The sequence below is a fragment of the Paenibacillus solani genome (assembly GCF_001277345.1).
GTDB lineage: Bacteria > Bacillota > Bacilli > Paenibacillales > Paenibacillaceae > Paenibacillus_AQ > Paenibacillus_AQ solani.
This window is the reverse complement of the sequence record NZ_LIUT01000003.1, coordinates 234,320-249,690: the sequence shown is the minus strand read 5'-3', so window position 1 is coordinate 249,690 and position 15,371 is coordinate 234,320. Positions and strand designations below refer to the sequence as shown.

17 protein-coding genes and 1 riboswitch are annotated in these 15,371 nt (G+C 47.5%); of the genes, 15 read left to right on the top strand and 2 right to left on the bottom strand.

The genetic code is table 11. The features are described from left to right. Positions 1–21: 21 nt before the first annotated feature. The 3 genes from AM231_RS18435 (at position 22) to AM231_RS18425 (ending at position 2,507) form a co-directional block, all read left to right on the top strand. Positions 22–438, top strand: coding sequence for a DUF350 domain-containing protein (locus tag AM231_RS18435; RefSeq protein WP_054403955.1), 417 nt, complete (start codon positions 22–24; stop codon positions 436–438). A gap of 161 nt (positions 439–599) precedes the next feature. Further along, the gene (locus AM231_RS18430; protein ID WP_054403954.1) at positions 600–1,160 is read left to right on the top strand and encodes a hypothetical protein; all 561 of its coding nucleotides are present in this window, start codon (positions 600–602) and stop codon (positions 1,158–1,160) included. Between the two features lie 144 nt (positions 1,161–1,304). Beyond that, on the top strand, positions 1,305–2,507 hold the full coding sequence (locus AM231_RS18425; protein ID WP_054403953.1) for an MFS transporter: 1,203 nt from the start codon (positions 1,305–1,307) through the stop codon (positions 2,505–2,507). Positions 2,508–2,663: 156 nt separating this feature from the next. Here the strand turns inward: AM231_RS18425 and AM231_RS18420 are convergent, their stop codons facing one another. After that, on the bottom strand, positions 2,664–3,884 hold the full coding sequence (locus tag AM231_RS18420) for an NAD(P)/FAD-dependent oxidoreductase (protein WP_054403952.1): 1,221 nt from the start codon (positions 3,882–3,884) through the stop codon (positions 2,664–2,666). A 137-nt stretch (positions 3,885–4,021) separates the two neighbouring features. Between AM231_RS18420 and AM231_RS18415 the strand changes: the two genes are divergently transcribed. The 11 genes from AM231_RS18415 (at position 4,022) to AM231_RS18365 (ending at position 12,701) form a co-directional block, all read left to right on the top strand. Continuing rightward, complete coding sequence (locus AM231_RS18415; RefSeq protein WP_054403951.1) at positions 4,022–4,258, top strand: hypothetical protein; 237 nt, start codon at positions 4,022–4,024, stop codon at positions 4,256–4,258. Positions 4,259–4,299: 41 nt separating this feature from the next. After that, the gene (locus AM231_RS18410) at positions 4,300–4,686 is read left to right on the top strand and encodes a spore coat protein (protein ID WP_054403950.1); all 387 of its coding nucleotides are present in this window, start codon (positions 4,300–4,302) and stop codon (positions 4,684–4,686) included. A 186-nt stretch (positions 4,687–4,872) separates the two neighbouring features. Further along, positions 4,873–5,373 (top strand): Lrp/AsnC family transcriptional regulator, encoded by a 501-nt coding sequence (locus AM231_RS18405; RefSeq protein WP_054403949.1) that lies wholly within the window; start codon positions 4,873–4,875, stop codon positions 5,371–5,373. Between the two features lie 14 nt (positions 5,374–5,387). Then, positions 5,388–6,593: an aminotransferase class I/II-fold pyridoxal phosphate-dependent enzyme gene (locus AM231_RS18400; RefSeq protein ID WP_053491865.1), complete on the top strand. Its 1,206-nt coding sequence runs from the start codon at positions 5,388–5,390 to the stop codon at positions 6,591–6,593. Between the two features lie 118 nt (positions 6,594–6,711). Then, positions 6,712–6,975 carry an aspartyl-phosphate phosphatase Spo0E family protein gene (locus AM231_RS18395; protein ID WP_053491866.1) on the top strand — a complete coding sequence of 88 codons (264 nt, stop codon included), beginning with the start codon at positions 6,712–6,714 and terminating at the stop codon, positions 6,973–6,975. A gap of 236 nt (positions 6,976–7,211) precedes the next feature. Then, positions 7,212–7,772 (top strand): cob(I)yrinic acid a,c-diamide adenosyltransferase, encoded by a 561-nt coding sequence (locus AM231_RS18390; RefSeq protein WP_053491867.1) that lies wholly within the window; start codon positions 7,212–7,214, stop codon positions 7,770–7,772. A 3-nt stretch (positions 7,773–7,775) separates the two neighbouring features. Then, positions 7,776–8,783 carry an RluA family pseudouridine synthase gene (locus AM231_RS18385; RefSeq protein ID WP_054403948.1) on the top strand — a complete coding sequence of 336 codons (1,008 nt, stop codon included), beginning with the start codon at positions 7,776–7,778 and terminating at the stop codon, positions 8,781–8,783. A gap of 35 nt (positions 8,784–8,818) precedes the next feature. Beyond that, positions 8,819–9,181, top strand: a complete 363-nt coding sequence (locus tag AM231_RS18380) for an arsenate reductase family protein (RefSeq protein WP_053491869.1) — start codon at positions 8,819–8,821, stop codon at positions 9,179–9,181. Positions 9,182–9,486: 305 nt separating this feature from the next. Next, the gene (locus tag AM231_RS18375; RefSeq protein ID WP_207383648.1) at positions 9,487–10,350 is read left to right on the top strand and encodes a 5'-3' exonuclease; all 864 of its coding nucleotides are present in this window, start codon (positions 9,487–9,489) and stop codon (positions 10,348–10,350) included. Between the two features lie 253 nt (positions 10,351–10,603). Beyond that, complete coding sequence (locus AM231_RS18370) at positions 10,604–11,500, top strand: ROK family protein (protein ID WP_054403946.1); 897 nt, start codon at positions 10,604–10,606, stop codon at positions 11,498–11,500. Between the two features lie 175 nt (positions 11,501–11,675). After that, positions 11,676–12,701 carry an HRDC domain-containing protein gene (locus tag AM231_RS18365; RefSeq protein WP_054403945.1) on the top strand — a complete coding sequence of 342 codons (1,026 nt, stop codon included), beginning with the start codon at positions 11,676–11,678 and terminating at the stop codon, positions 12,699–12,701. 86 nt (positions 12,702–12,787) lie between these two features. On the opposite strand, the gene corA is transcribed toward AM231_RS18365, so the two are convergent. Beyond that, a complete protein-coding gene (gene corA, locus AM231_RS18360) occupies positions 12,788–13,723 on the bottom strand; it encodes a magnesium/cobalt transporter CorA (RefSeq protein WP_053491873.1) in 936 nt (311 codons plus the stop codon). A 449-nt stretch (positions 13,724–14,172) separates the two neighbouring features. Beyond that, positions 14,173–14,301, top strand: a riboswitch (SAM riboswitch). A 130-nt stretch (positions 14,302–14,431) separates the two neighbouring features. Between corA and metA the strand changes: the two genes are divergently transcribed. After that, complete coding sequence (gene metA, locus AM231_RS18355) at positions 14,432–15,349, top strand: homoserine O-acetyltransferase MetA (RefSeq protein WP_053491874.1); 918 nt, start codon at positions 14,432–14,434, stop codon at positions 15,347–15,349. Positions 15,350–15,371 lie beyond the last annotated feature (22 nt).

Here is a 15,371-nt window from a genome sequence, read left to right as displayed (position 1 = left end):
ATCGAGGAGGAACATAAGGGAATGACAGAAGCGATTGATCATTTGCTGACCCATCCAATTGGTGTGCTTGTCGGCTATTTCTCGGTTGCGATACTTGCGCTTATTGTTTACTTGTATATCTTTGAACTGGTAACGAGGTACAAATGCTGGGATGAGATTCGCAAGGGGAATATAGCCGCAGCCTTGGCAACCGGCGGGAAAGTGTTTGGGATCTGTAATGTTATGCGGTATAGCATTACGGCCAATACGTCCATATATGACATGATTAAATGGTCGTTCTTCGGGTTTATACTGCTATTATTGGCTTATTGGCTGCTGGAATTCCTCACGCCTGTATTTTCAGTCGATGAAGAGATTGGCAAGGATAATCGCGCTGTAGGCCTGATCGTATTTCTTATCACCGTATCTTTATCTTACATTATTGGAGCGTGCATTTAACAGCTTCGGGAGGACAAGGACGATGAAATATTTACCGCGGATTTTATTTGCGGCTGCCTTGATTTTTTTTGTAGCAGGCATTGTATACTTGATGTCTCAATAATTATAACTTTAACAAGGCCGATTATGGCCGTTTGTATCAAGAAAGGGATGAATGACCGATGGAACCGACGGTTTGTCCATGGTGCCAAAGCGAGATCGTATGGGATGAAGAGATAGGTCCCGAGGAGCACTGTCCTCACTGCGCGAACGAGCTTAAAGGCTACCGAACATTGAATATCGCGCTGGAAGACGAAGATGCTGAGAAGGACGCAGAGGTTTATGAAGCGGATTATGAAGAAGCTTCCGACGAAGAGGCCGATGATCTCCGCCGAATATGGGGAGCCGAGCCCGAATCGATGTCGACCCTTCGAACAGTCGATAAGTACGGGGAGGATCATGATCTATTTGCATTTGAAGAAGCGGTAGAGGGGATTCTGGATGAACAAGAAGAAGTCCCTGAGTGTCTCCATTGCCGGGAATATATGCTTTTTGCGGGGACTCAGCGTGTAAGCGGAGAAGGCTTCCAGCCAGTCAACGCTCCGTTGATCCAAGGCCCTGTGTTGCAGACCCCGTATGAGATGAACGTCTACGTATGTCCAGGGTGTTTCCAAGTACAGTATAACTTAGCCGAGAATGATCGGCTTCAGATGATTAAGAGCTTTATCCACAAAAAGGAATAGAGCCTGAAGGAGAGCGTTATGAGCCGCCCTAGTGCTTTTGAAGGAATCCGCTTCGTGCGGTTTCCTTTTTTTTGTTCATGAAGTGGAGGAAGGAAGGGTAAAATACCTTGGACTTTAAGTGCGAAGGCAAGGGAGGAACTGTATATGAAATGGACGAAGGACCCCCAGGCTATGCTGCTGTTATCCGTTCATGGGCTGTTTATTCTCTCGAGCGCACTCTCGGGTACCTTCCTCAATGTATACCTATGGAAGAGTCGTCAGGATTACACGATGCTTGGCTGGTTCACGATTGCCCAGCAGATTGCACTGGGTCTGACGTTTTGGGGCGCTGGCAAATGGGTGAAGGAACAGAATAAAATGAATGCCCTTCGTCTAGGGATTGCGGTGGCAGGCCTTTTTTATTTAAGTGTATTGTGGACAGGACGGGATGCCGTCCATTATATCTGGCCTCTCGGTTTACTATTCGGTGTGTCTTTAGGATTATTCTGGCTAGCTTTTAATGTCGTTTATTTCGAGGTCTCAAGTGCGGAGAATCGGGACTGGTTTAATGGCTGGATCGGACTTCTGGGCTCTATAACGGGAATAATAGGTCCTTGGCTCGCAGGATGGATTATTACGCTAATGCATGGAGACCGAGGCTATCGATTCATTTTTACCGTGTCGATGGTGATCTTCGCAGTGACAGTGGTCCTGAGCTTCTTCCTGTGCAAAAGACCGGTCCAAAGTGACTACCATTGGCTTGAGGGTCTGAATCGCCTGAGAAAGGGCGGCCTCTGGAGGTACGCGATATGGGGTTTGGCTGTACAGGGGCTTAGGGAAGGTGTGTTTTCTTTTCTCATTACACTGCTTGTATTCGTGGCTACGGATCAGGAATCCAAGCTGGGGCAGTATGCATTAATCACTTCTGCCGTTTCGCTTGTCAGCTATTGGGCCTGTGGTAAATGGTTTAAACCCAAATTCCGCAAAACTGGTATGCTGGTCGGTTCCATATTGATGCTGCTGGTCATTATACCGTTGTTATTCACTGTCAACTATGCAACATTGCTGGTGTTGGGAATCGGGACGGCGTTAGTCTTACCGCTGTACATGATGCCGGCGATATCGGCCAGCTTTGATCTCATGGGATTAAATCAGGAGGATGTAGAGAAGCGGGTGGAATTGGTTGTGCTGCGAGAACTAAGCCTGACAATAGGCCGCATCACGGGCCTGCTTGTATTTATCGTTGTCCTGACATTCAGGCAGGATTCATTAACAGTGACGCTGCTGTTGCTATTTCTGGGGGCTTCTCCGATCGGTTCTTGGCTTTTTATACGCAAACTGTTTCCTTCAAATGGACAAGCGACCTAATTATGGATGGCCGTAATAAAGAAGACACTCGGAGTCGTTTCATTAGCTGTGTTGCTATTCAGGCATTGAGCGAGCGAGGATTCATAAAAGCAATCAAAGAAAAAGGTATCTCCTGGGCACCGGGCCACGTGGGAGATACCTTCTTCTTTTGTAGAGTCAAATTTCGGTCGTTTGGCGTATAAGGGAGAACCATTTAAGCTCCTCCGGCTCGCGACCTGTTATCGTCTTGGCCAGCAGATCAGCAGCGATCATGCTGTAAACCGTCCCATTGCCGCCGTACACCTCGATAAAATAGCTGTGTGGATACTGCGGGTGTCTGCCGATTAACGGGATGCCGTCTTTGGTCGAGGCAAATACACCAGCCCAATGGCAGGCAATGTTTAAGTCGGCCAGATGAGGAAACAGCTTATGGACTTCATCCAGCAGCCTTTGACCTCTTAGCTCAGCGTATTCCTCAGGTCTGCCCGAAGGAGGGAGCGGTTCATCCAGTCCCCCGGCAATGATCCGCTGATCCGGTGTTGTTCGAAAGTAGAGATAAGGCCGGCTCGTTTCCCAGATGAGTGCACGATCATGCCATGCAGACAGATCCGGTACCGGTTCGGTTAAAATAGCATAAGTATTAAGCAGCTCCGCTTGTGGGTCGGGCTTCCAATCCTGAGTACTGTATCCTGTGGCCCAAATCACATTCTTGGCTACAACGCTTCCGTATTCTGTTGTCACTGTAACATCGCTGTCCGTGTATCGGGTTTTCTTTGCCTCGCTGTGCTCAAATATCCGCGCACCATGAGCGTGGGCATCTTGGATTAGATTATGTCCAAATCGGTATGGATCGACCTCGGCATCTCCGTAACTATAAATAGCAGCTTCTTTTGAGAATGGGAAGTTGGCCTCAATTTCCTCCCGGCTCCAGTACTCAACATCAAACCCTTTATGTTTCAGCAATTCATATTCATTCTTAAGCATACCCGCAACTTCGGGAGTACTGGCATAATAGAGACTACTTCGCGGAATGAGGCACGAATCCCTGGATAACTGATTTGCAATATCGCTAAGCCGGCGTACACCCCTCTTGCACAGATTGTAAATCGAGGTACCGCGATGTTCGCCGAATTGCCTGATCAGTTCGGTCAGCGAGTTGTCGTTCATAAATTGCAAAAGTCCGGTGTTGGCAGAAGTGCTGCCCGCACATACGCGCCCCTTATCCAGAAGGATGGTGTTCACCCCTTGCTTGCTTAAAACGTAGGTCATCAGGGCACCGCTGATCCCCCCTCCTATAACCAATACATCGCAGCTGAGATGATCGGTTAACCGGGGGTACTCTTTTATTGATCCCGTATTTAAATATGACCAAGGTGTTGTTCCGCCGGTGAGTAACATGAACACTACCCCCTTCATATAAGATCGTTATTAATTTGGCCGTTCCCTTTCGTTTTAAGCCATCTAAGAACATAGATTTTTGCCATGGTGGCATACTAGTTCTGTGGAATCTAAATGGAAAGGGGAACTGAATTAGGATGACAACGAATCATCAAATACAACCGCTAACTTCCAAAGAACTTGATTATATTGTCGATTGTATTTCCAACGAGACGATGCTGGCCAAACACTGTGCTGCAGCAGCGGCAGCGAGCCAGAATCATGCCCTACAGCAGGCCTTGCTTGGATTCGTAAGCCGCCATGAGCAGCATCTAAATACGTTGGTGGACTCTCTGCAGACACACAGCAACATTGCGCCAACGCAGCCACAATAATAAGCTTGGACAAAGAATTTGAATACAGAGGAGGACAACCGATGACAACGATGAACGGAACTTCTTACCTGCCGGAAGAAGATATGTTAAGCCCCATTCTGGGAGAATTGAAACGGACAGTTCGGGAGTACACGACAGCTACGACGGAAGCTTCATGTCCTGTTGTACGTCAAATGTTTACGGATTTAACCGCAGATACCCTGAAGCTCCAAGGTGAGTTTTTTAATATGATGAAGCAGCAGAACATGTATTCTCCAGGTTTGCATGCGCTTAAAACAGATGTGGATAAGCAGCATAAGCAAGCCCAGCAAACGATCCAAAAAACCCGTGATACCATTAACCAAAAGACATCGGGGATGGGCGCTTTCGCTCACCATCCGAATGTCACTCCCCATGCAACGAACGTGGAGCCTTCCCCTTATAATTAACCCGTTATCTAATTTGGAACCAAGCTTTATAGCCGATCACATCCGCAGCTGGTGCTGCGAGAGTGCATCGGTTATTTTCTTTTGCACATCCCGTGTAAGTTATTGTAATATAAGTATTAATCTCTGTTCCGTAAAGCCTGTGTAAACATAGCCGGGTATTTGGAACAAGTGCTGGAGGATACGTATATGGAAGAGCTAAGCGAATTGAAGTTGAAGGTGCTTGATCTGCTAAAAGAGGACGCGAGAAGATCGCCGGCTCTACTCTCTACTCTACTCGGTGTAGATGAAGAGGAAGTTAAAACTTCCATTGCGGAGCTTGAACGAGATCATGTGATTGTAAAGTATGCGACCGTTGTCAATTGGGGCAAGGTGGAAGACGAGAAGGTTACAGCGCTGATCGAGGTTCAAATTACGCCTGAGCGCGGGAGGGGCTTTGAAGGAATTGCCGAACGGATTTATTTGTTCCCTCAGGTAAAATCGGTTTATCTTATGTCGGGCGCCTATGATCTGCTCGTAGAAGTAGAAGGCGCAAGCTTGCGTGATGTCGCCAATTTTGTTTCAGAGAAGCTGTCACCCATCGACTCTGTATTATCAACCAAAACGAACTTCATTTTGAAAAAATATAAACAAGACGGGATTATCTTTGAAGAACGCCAAGAAGACAATCGTCTCCTGATCTCGCCGTAAAGGAAGCGTGTGCTATGATTTTGAACGAACAGCAACTTGCAGAAAATAACAGGAAATCCATGAGCTCTTACTTGGCACCACGCGTCAGGGATATCCAACCATCGGGAATCCGGAAATTTTTTGATCTTGTGAGCGGCAATAAGGATATTATTACGCTTGGTGTTGGGGAACCTGATTTTGTAACTCCTTGGCATGTGAGAGAAGCTTGCGTGTATTCGCTGGAGCGGGGCTTTACAGGATATACTTCCAATGCGGGTATGCCGGAGCTACGGGAAGCAATCGCTGAATATCTGAGCGCCAGTTTCCAGGTAAACTATGATCCTGCGAGTGAGATGATCGTAACCGTCGGTGGCAGTGAGGCCATTGATCTGGCTCTGCGAGCCTTGATCGTTCCAGGTGATGAAATACTCATTCCGGAACCGTGTTACATTTCCTACTCGCCAATTGCTTCGATCGGCGGCGGGGTGCCTGTTGGCATTGAAACGACGGCAGAGCATCAATTCAAGCTTACGGCAGAAGCCCTGGAAGCACAAATTACACCAAAATCGAAGATTTTGATCTTATGCTATCCAAGCAATCCAACGGGTGCCATTATGACTTATGAGGATTGGCTGCCTATTGCAGAATTGGTTGAAAAACATGATCTGATTGTAATCTCTGATGAAATCTACGCAGAGCTTACGTATGAAGGCAAGCATGTGAGCTTTGCCTCAATCCCGGGCATGATGGACCGCACCATATTAGTGAGCGGATTCTCCAAGGCGTTTGCGATGACCGGCTGGCGTATGGGATATGTATGTGCCCATAGAGACCTGATCGGCGCCATGTTGAAAATCCACCAATATACGGTCATGTGCGCTCCAGCGATGGGCCAAGTCGCGGCGCTTGAGGCCCTGCGTCATGGCATGGGTGAAAAAGACAGGATGGTTGAGTCTTATAACCAGCGCCGCAGACTTGTTGTTTCTGGACTTCGGGAAATCGGCCTTGATTGTCACGAACCTCAAGGGGCATTCTACGCATTTCCAAGCATTAAGAACACCGGCTTACCTTCGGAGGAGTTTGCGCAGCGCTTGCTAACCGAAGCCAAAGTGGCCGCCGTGCCGGGCACCGCTTTCGGTATGGGCGGTGAAGGATTTATCCGTTGTTCTTATGCAACATCTATCGCCCAACTGAATGAGGCATTGGAGAGAATGGGCAATTTTGTGGCAAAATTAAAATAGCAAAGTAAAATGTTGAACCTTTTCCTTGATTTAACAGAAAATATACTTTCCAATGGCAAAAAGTATGTTATAATTTTATTTTGGGAGCAGAATTTTACTTTCGGAGGAGGGATCACCAGTGTTTTGTGACTATGAATTGTCAAACTACCGTGGTGAATATATGGCTGAAGACAATAATCACGGTAAATGGTCAATTAAATCAGCCAAATCCACCCCTTCGGAAATTACCTTGGAAGACGAAATTCATATGCTTCGCCGAAAAATGGAACAGATTTTTTTGGAAGAGCAGTCCTTCACATCGGAAATCGTGATTGAAATCAGCAGTTTGCTGGATTTGAAGATCAACGAATATATGAAGGCACACCCCAAAAAGAAACTATAATATACACATGAACTAATAATACGAGGCTGATCATGAGTAAAATTACTCAGTGATCAGCCTCGTTTGCATTTGGTTTTCACTGTGCATCGAGGTATTTCTGGCGACCCGTTGTTCACTGCACGAGGCTGCTGCTTCGAAGCGAAGACCGCCGCAACAAATTATGATATAGTTGAGCATAATGAGGTATGCAGGTGCTTGGCTACAAACAGAGCAGGGACTTAAAGGAGGAAAATATATTGAAGGTTTATACAAGAACAGGAGATGCGGGGGAAACCTCGATCATTGGCGGCCGGGTGCCCAAGGATGATCCGCGCATTGAAGCATATGGCACCATTGATGAGTTAAACAGTTTTGTTGGGCAGGCTGTTTTCTTGGCCAAAGAGGCCGAGTTCGAGGAGCTGCATCAGCAGCTGATTCGAATCCAGCATGAGTTGTTTGATTGCGGGTCAGATTTGGCTTACGCGAGGCCTCGGGAGGATAAGCTTAAGGTAGCAGCAGAGCTTGTGGACAATTTGGAGTTGTGGTTGGATGCTTTTGAGGAGAAGAATCCACCTCTCGAACGATTTATTTTGCCGGGTGGGAGCGCGTTGTCTTCTGTGCTTCACGTATGCAGAACCGTATGCCGCCGAGCTGAGCGATTGACCATAACCCTGGGACGAACAACAGAAATTAATCCGGAAGTACGCCGGTATTTGAATCGGTTATCGGATTATTTCTTTGTTACTGCCCGCGCAGCCAATGCGCATGCGGGGATTCCGGATGTTGAATATGAGCGCAGTGGAAAGGTCTTCCGTTAACTTATGGACTTGTATTATCCGCCGATCCGCTATGTTGTTCCCACCTATGAAGACGGCATGCTGCTTAAGACCATTTTGCAAAAACGTATGGGGGTATCCCGTAAGCTGCTCTCACGGCTCAAGTTGACCGAGCAGGGCATTATGCTAAACGGGACCCGTGTTTACATTAGTGTTAAAGTGCAGGCGGGTGATCTAATCGAAATTCGGCTGGAACAGGAACGTTCTGATGATATGCTCCCACAGCCGATGGAACTTCATATTCTGTACGAAGACGAGCATCTGCTTGTTCTGAACAAGCCTGCCGGGATTATTGTACATCCAACTCATGGTCATTATACTGGGACGCTGGCGAATGGAGTGGTTCACTATTGGCAGGAGCAGGGCTGGAATTACCGCTTTCGAGCGGTTCACAGGCTGGATCAGGAAACGTCCGGTGTACTCGTAATCGCAAAGAATTCCTACATTCATCAGCATATTTCTGAGCAGATGATTGCCGGCACAGTTGATAAGAGATATGTAGCGCTGGTCCATGGTAAGCCAACCTCAGAATCAGGCAGTATAGATGGGCCGATTGATCGGGATCCTGTAGAGCCCCACCGCCGTATCGTTATGCCGGAGGGATATCCTTCGCTGACAAGGTATAAGGTGTGCGAAACGTATCCTGCAGCATCCATGGTGGAATTGAAGCTGGAAACGGGCCGGACGCATCAGATTCGGGTGCATATGCTCAGCATCGGTTGCCCATTGATCGGCGATCGGATGTATCAGCATCCCGTGTACCATTCAGTGCAAGCTGGCGTGGACGTGTCTGCAGAGTATAACGATGTACATGAGCACGGGGAAGCATCTTCGATCCTGAAGCTGGACAGCTATATCAACAGACAGGCTCTGCATGCTTCAAGTTTGACACTAGTTCACCCGATTGAAGGGAAGACGATGGTTTTTACGGCTCCGCTTCCGGAGGATATGAAGTCTCTGAGATCCATGCTTGCCGGTGAAGAGGCCATCTGATATTTCATGAAATCGTAGAAGGAGATCATATAAGAATGAGCAAACTGAAAGTTTATCAATATCCGAAGTGCGGCACATGCCGGAATGCAGTGAAATGGCTGCAGAACGAAGGACATGAACTGGAGCTTCAGAACATTTTTGAAGAGCCGCCGGCTCAGGCTGAATTAGCAGACCTGATCGCCAAGAGCGGCCTCGAGCTGAAGAAGTTTTTTAATACGAGCGGAGAAGTTTACAAGGAACTGAATCTGAAAGACAAGCTGCCGGGACTCTCTGATGAGGAGAAAATTGAGTTGCTATCCTCCAATGGAAGGTTGATCAAGCGCCCGATCGTGACGGATGGCAGCAAAGTTACCGTTGGCTTCAAAGCGGAGCAGTACGAAGAGTCTTGGAAGAAGTAGAACCGCTAAAAAGCGAATATATCTAGCTCTCGGGGTTAGATTATTATTATCTGTCCTTGTCTTCAGGGCATTCGAGCTTAAGGATGAAGCTCTCAGACTATAGCATCCCGCCGTCTTTAGATTGCCGGGATGTTTTTTTATGTTAAATGAAATCGCCAATGTTAGGAAATTCAATGAAATGTCCTTCGATAAGTCCAAGTCCCTATGGGATATGATATAATGAATTAGTTCATTTAAAGGTTTTATCAGAGATGTAAAAGTTAGGAGCGATTCTTACTGTGATATCGAATCAGCAACCATCCTTAATGCTTGTTGACGGGATGGCTTTATTATTTCGTGCTTACTATGCTACCGCGTCCAGCGGTTATATACGACGTACCAAAGCGGGTGTTCCAACCAACGCGATTTACGGCTTCCTGCGTTATATGTGGGATGCCATCGATAAATTTCAGCCTACCCATGTGGCTTGCTGCTGGGATATGGGTTCCAAAACTTTTCGTACCGAGCAGTTCGCAGCCTACAAAGGTAATCGTGCGGAAGCGCCGGATGATCTGATCCCGCAGTTTTCGTTGGTTCGTGATGTGACCGAATGCCTGGGAATTCCGAATCTGGGCGTCGTCGGCTACGAAGCCGATGATTGCATCGGTACACTGGCCAGACGGTTTAGCGATAGCATGAATGTGATGATCCTGTCAGGAGACCATGATCTTCTCCAGCTTGTAAACGATTCAACCTCCGTTATTATTATGAAAAAAGGTCACGGCAATTATATGCATTATACCGCTGAAACGCTTTATGCTGAAAAGGGATTATCCCCTAAACAAGTCATCGATGTTAAAGGATTGATGGGGGATACGAGCGATAATTATCCGGGCGTTCGCGGTATCGGCGAAAAGACGGCAGTCAAGTTGATTCAGGAGTATGAATCCGTGGAGGGTATCCTTGCAAACCTTGACTCACTGACCAAAGGGGTCCGCACCAAGATTGAAGCGGATCTGGACATGCTGCATTTATCCCGAGCTTTAGCTGAGATTCATTGTGAGGTTCCCATGGAGTGCGAATTGGATTTATGCCGATTGAATGTAGATCACGACCGTGCACTGACCAAGCTGGAGGAGCTTGAAATGAAAAGCCTCGGTTATTTGTTTGGGATCGCGGTGGGGTCCTAGTCATAAAGGAACGTTTATAGCATTGGTTGATTCTTCACGGCCTCGCTGCTTTGCGAGGCCCCTTATTTTAAGTTGGGGAGCCGCCGTGATCGCGGCCATGACAGTTTCATTGCCGCTTGTTTATCAAGCCAGGCGGGATAAGACGCCTAAGCAGACTTGACGGGAACGCGATGTTTACATATGCTCGAGTAGAGCTTGTTAACAACCAAACAGAAGATTAGATACTGCACATCATGGAGAGGATGGAAGAAGCATGAGTTTACTTGGAGCAATTGAAGCAGGAGGAACCAAGTTCGTATGCGGCGTAGGTACTGCGGATGGTACGGTTGTGGAACGCGTGAGCTTTCCGACAACAACCCCTGAAGAAACTATGGCAAACGTTTTTAACTTTTTTGCTGACAAGGATATAGAGGCGATCGGAGTCGGTTCATTCGGACCGATTGATCCGGTGAAGGGCAGCCCTACTTATGGCTGCATCACAACGACACCGAAGCCGCATTGGAGCAATTACAATATTGTGAAGGCACTGAAAGAGCGCTTTGATGTTCCGATCGGATTTGATACCGACGTAAACGGTGCAGCTCTTGGCGAGTATACATGGGGCGCTGCCCAAGGCCTAGACAGCTGTCTGTATATTACGATTGGAACTGGAGTAGGGGCAGGTGCCGTTGTAGCGGGTGAATTGATTCACGGCTTGTCGCATCCGGAGATGGGGCATATTTATGTGCGCCGCCATCCGGAAGATCAGTACGAAGGAACTTGTCCTTATCATGCAGACTGTCTGGAAGGCCTCGCTGCTGGTCCGTCTCTCGGTAAACGTTGGGGTGTTCCCGGCGTGGAGCTGACACCGGATCATCCGGCTTGGGAAATGGAGGCTTATTATCTGGCCCAAGCACTGATGAATTATGTGCTCATTCTGTCCCCGCAGCGAATTGTTATGGGCGGAGGCGTTATGAAGCAGGAGCAGCTGTTCCCGTTGATCCGTACGAAGCTTCAGGAGTTGCTGGCTGGTTATGTTCAGCATCCAAGCCTTCATGAGGGGATCGACCAGTTTATCGTTCCGCCGATGCTTGGTGATAATGCGGGACTCTGTGGTGCATTGGCATTGGCCAAGCTGGCAGTCGATGAGGCGAAGAGCGCACTTGCGTAACCTCTATATAGAATGGCACAAAAGCGCTTGATTCCATGTCAAATTATGGTATTATAGATGCAACAGTATAACATGTGGAATGGGAAGCACCTTTCTTGACGCTGCGGCGGAGGAAAGGTGCTTTTTTGCGTGGTTTTGTCGTTATGCTGATTGAGTAAACAGGAGGTAACAGGGAATGCAAATTGTATTCATGAATCAGATGAGCGGGGCGGATGAGTCAGGTCATGCCCGGTCTGCTCAAGTATGGATCGGCGAAGAAGAGGGGGGGTGGCGGCTCGGTTGGCGGAGTATCGAGCAAGAAGGCGACTTTTTCGATGAGGAGTGGTATGAAGGAAATTCATGGAATGAGTTGTTATGCGTGTATCGGCATCAATTGGCGAAGAAGCTGGGTGAAGGCTTCCGGCCGCTGATTGAGGGAGTGTTTCATGAATCAGGCGAGAATGGGGGCAAGAGCCAGGTGAGCCAGAAACTGCAGTGCTATAGTGAGCTGTATGGCTCGGAGGAGCTGTATACAGAGTTGTGCGCCTGGCGCAGGAGAAAGGCGGCATCCGGCAGGAAGGCCCCTTATTTTATTGCCAGCAATCGGGTTCTGCGCATGATTAGCGCGTTTATTCCCCAGACGGAGGAGGAACTCCTTCAGCTTCCGGGAATAGGAACTAGTAAGGCTTCGGAACACGGGGCAGAATGGCTTGAAATAACGTCGAAGATTGAACGAACGACCTCATTTCCATTGGATTGGGTATATTCGCAGCTATCTGAAGAAGTGTTCTTATCCTGGCTGTATAAACAGAAAGAACAGAAATACAAGCAGGAACTGGAACGCTTCCAAATCCGCCGCACGATGCTCCTTGGTATTGCTGAAGGAGCGTCGCTGGCCCATCTGGAAGAACGTACTTCGCTGTCGCGTCGGGATCTGGTTGAGGAATTGGAAGGACTTGAGAAGGAAGGTTATGATACAGAACAGCTGCTGCAGATTGAATTGAGTGCAATTACAGAAACAGAGCAGGCAACGGTATGGCGTGCTTTTGAAGAGCTGGGTGACACTTTTTTAAAACCGGTATTACAGCGGGTATATGGACAAGCACAAACCGAGAAGGGAGAAGCCGAGGAAATTGGCGGGACGGAGAAGTTATATGAGCGGCTGCGCTTGCTGCGCATTCGGTTCCGAAGGGCAGAGGCCAGCAAAGTAAAGATGAGCTAAATCTAACGTACATAAATCAGGCCAGGTTCTCCTTGTAGCAAGGGAACCTGGCCTGATGATGTCTGCAAGTCTGGATGAAGTGCATATCATATCCAGTCTTTCTTACGGAACAGATAAAACATGAGAGCACCGGCAGAAATCATGATGCCGAGTACCACATAGTATGAATATTTCCAGTCGAGTTCAGGCATATTTGTAAAGTTCATGCCGTAGATGCCCGTAATGAGCGTCAGCGGAATGAAGATGGTTGTAATAGCTGTAAACACACGCATAATTTCGTTGGCCCGATTGGCGATACTGGATTGATATGCCTCGCGAAGGTTACCCATGAGATCCCGATAGGTCTCGAAGGTTTCGGAAATTTTAACGGCATTTTCATAGATGTCGCTGAAATATTTTTGCAGCTGATCATCGATCAGCCGGAGGTCTTTTTTGTTAAGCGTATTGATAACTTCCTTCTGCGGTCCAAGCACTTTCTTAAGCCACAGAATTTCACTGCGAAGACCAATAATTTCGCTCAGGTGGGATTTCTTGGTATGCATCAGGATATCCTCTTCCAGTTTTTCGATCCGTGCTTCGATCCGGTCTCCGACAGTGAAGTAGTTGTCTGTGACGAGGTCGATCAACAGATAGAGGAAACGGTCAGGTGTACTGACTTCATCCTCCCACAGGAGCGGCTTGACGGAACGAAGCTCATGGATCTTCTGCTTGGTTACCGTTATTATAAAATGTCTGCCCAGGAAAACGTTCAATGCACGAAGGAATATTTCTTCGTCATCAAAGCGGATGCTGTTCACGACAATAAAATAGTGGTTCTCATAAATTTCGAGTTTGGGGCGCTGCTCCTCTTCACTAAGGCAGTCCTCCACAGCAAGATCATGAAGGGAGAAGAGGGGCTGTAGTTCGGCTAAATCATCCACGTCCGCATCCAGCCAGTAGAAGCCGCTAGCTGGAGGTGTCAGTGTCATTTGGATGTCTTCAACAGGTGTAAATACGCCCGAATCGACCAACCGGATTTTCATCTGATATCACTCCTTTGTCAATTACAAGCTGCTTGGTTAAGCAGTAAAGGCACAGGATATCAGCCCACCGGTATACGGGCATGTTCTAGAAATGAAGAGCAAGAATCAAAGCGCATGAAAAATAACGCTGCCCTTCGCCGGTAAGCTGATCTTAATCCTATGCGGTTGTGCATCTTGTGCATCCAGTTTCTGACTCGGGTCACCGTCCATCTTTCATGTCACCTCTTTCATACTCGTTTTTTAACAGCACTTGTCTAGTATACCGCTGGGTTTGGGACCTTTCAAGTTGAAATCCAGACCAGTCAAGAGCTATCATACAGGGTATGGAGGTCTACCGTGTTATGTGTTGGGCGGATGTACCGTAGAAAAGGATCTTGACGAACAATGGTGGATGATTTAAAGTAAGTATCAATTACGAACAAATTTCGAAAACAACTGAATACAGCGAAATCTTATCAAGAGCAGGTGGAGGGACTAGCCCTATGAAACCCGGCAACCGGCAGCAACATCGTACGGTGCTAATTCTTGCAGGAGATACAACGATTCACGTAATGGTTGTATAGCCTGACAGATGAGAGAGGCGCATTATGATACGTAAATGATGACCTTTCTCCAAGCGAGAAAGGTCATCTTTCATATATACACATTTATCGCCCAATCTCACAGCTTAAGCATGTATCATTTCATAATTCGAAGGAGTGAGCCATAATGCCAATAAAAATTCCGGATGCCTTGCCGGCCAAGGAAGTTCTGGCTGGAGAGAACATATTTGTAATGGATGAGAGTCATGCGTTCCAACAGGATATCCGCCCATTGCGGATCGCTATTCTTAACTTGATGCCAACCAAGGAAACGACAGAAACTCAACTGCTGCGGTTGATCGGCAACTCCCCCCTCCAAGTGGATGTTGTCCTTCTTCATCCGGGCTCCCATGTTTCGAAGAATACTTCAGCTGAGCATCTGGAGTCTTTTTACAAAACCTTTGAAGAAGTGAAGAATCGTCGCTTTGACGGCATGATCATTACAGGAGCCCCGGTGGAGCAGCTGGAGTTTGAAGAAGTGAATTACTGGAATGAGCTTACTGAGATTTTTGAATGGAGCAAGACTCATGTTACCTCCACTTTGCATATATGCTGGGCTTCGCAGGCCGGCCTTTATTACCATTACGGCGTGCCGAAATACAGCCTGGAAGAGAAATGCTTTGGCGTTTTTCCGCACACGATTAATGAACCCTGTACCAAGCTGCTCCGCGGCTTTGATGAAATGTTCTTTGTTCCGCATTCCCGTCATACGGAGGTTCGGCGCGAAGACATTACAGGAATTGACGATTTGGTCATCCTGTCCGAGTCGGAGGAAGCAGGCATTTATTTGGTTGCAAGTCGGGACGGAAAACAGATTTTTGCCACAGGGCATTCCGAGTATGATGCAGACTCGCTCAAGTGGGAGTACGACCGTGATGTTGCCAAGGGAATGGACATCACGCTGCCTCGCAACTATTACCCGAATGATGATCCAACTAGAACGCCTCCGTCCATATGGCGTGCGCATGCAAATTTATTATTTACTAATTGGCTCAATTACTATGTATATCAAGAAACGCCATATGATATTGGTCCGCAAATATAGCAGCGTATAGGAGGAAATATGT

Bases quoted from the DNA above. Each gene is read 5' to 3' on its own strand.
- AM231_RS18420 (WP_054403952.1), bottom strand. From the start codon at position 3,884: ATGTTACTCACCGGCGGAACAACACCTTGGTCATATTTAAATACGGGA.
- AM231_RS18430 (WP_054403954.1), top strand. From the start codon at position 600: ATGGAACCGACGGTTTGTCCATGGTGCCAAAGCGAGATCGTATGGGAT.
- AM231_RS18415 (WP_054403951.1), top strand. From the start codon at position 4,022: ATGACAACGAATCATCAAATACAACCGCTAACTTCCAAAGAACTTGAT.
- AM231_RS18400 (WP_053491865.1), top strand. From the start codon at position 5,388: ATGATTTTGAACGAACAGCAACTTGCAGAAAATAACAGGAAATCCATG.
- AM231_RS18370 (WP_054403946.1), top strand. From the start codon at position 10,604: ATGAGTTTACTTGGAGCAATTGAAGCAGGAGGAACCAAGTTCGTATGC.
- AM231_RS18365 (WP_054403945.1), top strand. From the start codon at position 11,676: ATGCAAATTGTATTCATGAATCAGATGAGCGGGGCGGATGAGTCAGGT.
- AM231_RS18410 (WP_054403950.1), top strand. From the start codon at position 4,300: ATGACAACGATGAACGGAACTTCTTACCTGCCGGAAGAAGATATGTTA.
- AM231_RS18405 (WP_054403949.1), top strand. From the start codon at position 4,873: ATGGAAGAGCTAAGCGAATTGAAGTTGAAGGTGCTTGATCTGCTAAAA.
- AM231_RS18435 (WP_054403955.1), top strand. From the start codon at position 22: ATGACAGAAGCGATTGATCATTTGCTGACCCATCCAATTGGTGTGCTT.
- AM231_RS18375 (WP_207383648.1), top strand. From the start codon at position 9,487: ATGCTTGTTGACGGGATGGCTTTATTATTTCGTGCTTACTATGCTACC.
- corA (WP_053491873.1), bottom strand. From the start codon at position 13,723: ATGAAAATCCGGTTGGTCGATTCGGGCGTATTTACACCTGTTGAAGAC.
- AM231_RS18425 (WP_054403953.1), top strand. From the start codon at position 1,305: ATGAAATGGACGAAGGACCCCCAGGCTATGCTGCTGTTATCCGTTCAT.
- AM231_RS18385 (WP_054403948.1), top strand. From the start codon at position 7,776: ATGGACTTGTATTATCCGCCGATCCGCTATGTTGTTCCCACCTATGAA.
- metA (WP_053491874.1), top strand. From the start codon at position 14,432: ATGCCAATAAAAATTCCGGATGCCTTGCCGGCCAAGGAAGTTCTGGCT.
- AM231_RS18380 (WP_053491869.1), top strand. From the start codon at position 8,819: ATGAGCAAACTGAAAGTTTATCAATATCCGAAGTGCGGCACATGCCGG.